We start from the raw sequence: 3,212 nt of genomic DNA, 5'->3' as shown, positions 1-3,212 counted from the left end.
AGGGACTGCCGCGTCTCCGCGCCGTGTCGGAGTCCTCCGGGCACCGCGCGGTAGCGACGAGGCCCCGCCCTCCGGGCGGACGACGCCCGTCATCGCTACGCCTGGCGCGGCAGCCTCCCTGGAGCGACGGGTGGAGCAGCAGCATCCGCTCGACCAGGCGCAGAAACATCGCGGCGGCCCGGATCAGATCGTCCGCGTCCCGGGCGGAGGCCGCACCGGCTATGCCGGCCTCGGCCCTGGCCCGGCGGGCCGCGCCGGCCGCGAACAGGGCGGCCCACTCGGCGAGTTCGGGAGCGACCTCGGGCAGCACCTCCCACGCGCTGCGGATGCGGCGGCGCCGCCGCGCGGTTTGCTCGGGCCGGCCGCGGACGGCCAGCACCGCGGCGGCGGTGCGCAGCGCGGCGAGGTGGGCGGTGGCGTAGCGCTCGTGCGGAGTCTCCAGGGCGGCGGCCTCTTCGAGGCCGAGGTGCGCCTGGGTGAGCAGGTCGAGGGCGGCGGGCGACGCGGCGACGCGACGCAGCACCGGATGGATGTCGCTGAGCGGAGCTGCCATGACGAGCCTCCTTTCTCCGTACGACCCATGGTGGGGTCCACCACTGACAATCGGCCCTGACCAGCCGGAATGCCCCGGCCGTCGTCCCGCGCCGACGGCGTACCGCACGCTTGCCCCGCCGACGCCCCGTCAATACCCCGTGACTGTGCCCGTCTTCGGGCAGGCAGAATCAAGGTCATGACCACCGCACGACGTCAGGCCACCCGGCAGAAGCTGTACGAGGCCGCCGTCACCCTCATCGCCGAGCAGGGCTTCTCCGCCACCACGGTCGACGAGATCGCCGAGCGCGCCGGGGTGGCCAAAGGGACCGTCTACTACAACTTCGCCAGCAAGAACGACCTGTTCGAGGAGCTGCTCCGGCACGGCGTGGGGCTGCTCACCGACTCGCTCCGCGAGGCCGCCGAAGAGGTCACCGACCGGGGCGGCTCGCAGGTCGACGCGCTGGACGCGATGGTCCGCGCCGGGCTTGTCTTCATCGTCCGCCACCCGTCCTTCACCCAGCTCTACGTCGCCGAGCTGTGGCGGACCAACCGCGCCTGGCAGGACACCTTGACCCGGGTCCGCCAGGAGGCGGTCGCGGTGGTGGAGAAGGTGCTGGGCGAGGCCGTCGCGGCCGGTGAGCTGAGCGGCGAGACCGATGTCCCGCTGACCGCGTCCGCGCTGTTCGGGATGGTGCTGGTCGCGGCGTTGGACTGGCAGGCGTTCCAGCCGGAGCGCAGCGTCGACGAGGTGCACGCGGCCCTGGCCAGGCTGCTGCAGGGCAGGGTCGGCGGGCGGGCGGCCTGCCCGTGAGCGGCGGGTGACCGCTCCGCGAGGCCGCTGAGCTGCGGCGGGACGGCCGCCGACGCACCGCGCCGCGGCGGTCCCGTACCGAGGGGGTCCCCGACGGCGGGCCGCGCGCTAAAGTCCCGGCCATGTCCGTACTCCCGCTCGTGTTCACCAGCGGCTGGGCCAGTGGCATCAACGCCTACGCCGTGGTGCTGTGGCTCGGCGCGATGGGCGCCGGCGGAGCGACCGACGCGGTGCCGGCCTCGCTGCAGCGCCCGGACGTCCTGGCGGTCGCGGCCGTGCTGTTCCTGATCGAGGCGGTCGCCGACAAGATCCCCTACGTGGACACCGCGTGGGACACGGTGCACACCGTGGTCCGGCCCGTGGCCGGCGCGGTGGTCGCGGCGCTGCTGGCCGGCCACGACGGCTCGATGCCGAGGGTGGCGGCGGCAGCGGTGGGCGGTTCGACGGCGCTGGCCAGCCATCTGGTCAAGGCCGGGACGCGGATGGCGGTGAACACCTCGCCGGAGCCGTTCAGCAATATCGTGGTCAGCCTCGCCGAGGACCTGGGCGTCTCCGGCATCATCGTGTTCGCGCTGTTCCACCCGCTGCCGGCCGCGATCATCGCGGCAGTGCTGCTGGCCCTCGGCCTGACCGTGGTGACCTTCCTCTTCTCCCGCATCCGCCGCTTTCTGCGCCGCCGCCGGGAGCGGCGGGCCGGACGCGGGCCGGGACCGGGGCAGGGACAGGGACGAGGGGCCCCGGCCGCCACCTGACGGCAGGTCCGCCGCTACAGTCCCTGCCATGGCACGGATTGCGGTGATCGGCGCGGGTATGGCCTCGCTGGCGGTGGCGGCCCGGCTGGCCACCGGCGGCCACCGGGTGACGGTGCACGAGCGGGCGGCGACCTACGGCGGCGCGGTCGGCCGGCTGGCCGAGGACGGCTTCGCCTTCGACACGGGCCCGGGTCTGCTGCTGCTTCCCGCCGTCTACCGCGACCTGTTCGTCAAGACCGGGCGGGAGAGCCTGGAGGCGAGTGTCGAGCTGACGCAGGCCGATCCGGCGAGCCGCCATGTCTTCGCCGACGGGACCGAGGTGTCGCTGCCCAACGCCTCCCGGTCCGGGGTGATCGAGGCGCTGGACGCGGCTTTCGGCGCCGGCAGCGGTGAGCGCTGGAGCGAGCTGCTGGTCCGGGCCCGGCAGGCATGGGAGGCCACCCGGCGCCCGCTTCTGGAGGACGCCCTCACCGACGCGCCCGCGCTGGCCCGCGATCCCTATCCGGCGGTCGCCCGGCGCGGCCTGTTCCGGCGCGGCGCGCCCTCGCTGGCCCGGGTCGCCGCCGCCGAACTGGGCGATCCGCGGCTGGTGGCGCTGCTGGAGAGCTACGCCCTGGACAGCGGCCTCGACCCGCGGTCGGCGCCGGCCTCTACGGCCGTACTGCCGTACCTGGAGGCGACCTTCGGCGTCTGGTACGTGCGCGGCGGGATGCGCGCGCTGGCCGACGCGGTGTACGAGCGGTGCCTGGCCCGGAAGGTGGAGTTCCGCTTCGGGTCGGCGGTGACCGGGCTGCTGGAGAAGGACGGCCGGGCCGCCGGGGTGGAACTGGCCGACGGCAGCCGGTCGGAGGCGGACGCGGTGGTCGCGGGGGCGCCGCTGCCCGCGCTGCGCGGCGAGCGGGTGCTGCCCGCGGGGTCCGTCGGACCGGAGCCGGACCCCGGGCCCCGCGGCGAACCGGGCCGGTTCACCGTCCACTTGGCCCTGAGCGGCCCGCGCCCGGCCGGCACGGCCCACCGGACGGTCGTGCACCCGGCGGACCGGGAGGGCGGCCTGGACTGGATTTTCGCGGCCCGGGGTGCGGACTCGCTCACGGCGGGGGTTGGCGGGGCGGCCT

The 3,212-nt window shown here is 75.3% G+C and carries 4 protein-coding genes; 3 read left to right on the top strand and 1 reads right to left on the bottom strand.

Translation table 11 applies throughout. The features are described from left to right. On the bottom strand, window positions 1-553 hold a 553-nt coding region (locus tag GA0115240_RS34540), incomplete at its 3' end, for an SAV_6107 family HEPN domain-containing protein (RefSeq protein ID WP_161302654.1). Window positions 554-730: 177 nt separating this feature from the next. On the opposite strand from GA0115240_RS34540, the gene GA0115240_RS34535 reads away from it, so the two are divergent. The 3 genes from GA0115240_RS34535 to GA0115240_RS34525 form a co-directional block, all read left to right on the top strand. After that, entirely contained in the window at window positions 731-1,345 is a 615-nt protein-coding gene (locus tag GA0115240_RS34535) for a TetR/AcrR family transcriptional regulator (RefSeq protein ID WP_093742989.1), read from the top strand. A 122-nt stretch (window positions 1,346-1,467) separates the two neighbouring features. After that, window positions 1,468-2,097 (top strand): DUF4126 domain-containing protein, encoded by a 630-nt coding sequence (locus tag GA0115240_RS34530; protein WP_093742987.1) that lies wholly within the window; start codon window positions 1,468-1,470, stop codon window positions 2,095-2,097. Window positions 2,098-2,125: 28 nt separating this feature from the next. Continuing rightward, window positions 2,126-3,212 (top strand): phytoene desaturase family protein (locus GA0115240_RS34525; RefSeq protein ID WP_176725255.1); only part of this gene is annotated, 1,087 nt, incomplete at its 3' end.

This window comes from Streptomyces sp. DvalAA-14 (genome assembly GCF_900091855.1).
Lineage (GTDB): Bacteria > Actinomycetota > Actinomycetes > Streptomycetales > Streptomycetaceae > Actinacidiphila.
Note: the sequence above shows the minus strand (reverse complement) of the source record. Positions and strands in the feature narration are given on the sequence as shown.

What these genes read in the sequence shown, in the direction of transcription:
- GA0115240_RS34535 (WP_093742989.1), top strand. Translation starts at nt 731, where the DNA reads ATGACCACCGCACGACGTCAGGCCACCCGGCAGAAGCTGTACGAGGCC.
- GA0115240_RS34530 (WP_093742987.1), top strand. Translation starts at nt 1,468, where the DNA reads ATGTCCGTACTCCCGCTCGTGTTCACCAGCGGCTGGGCCAGTGGCATC.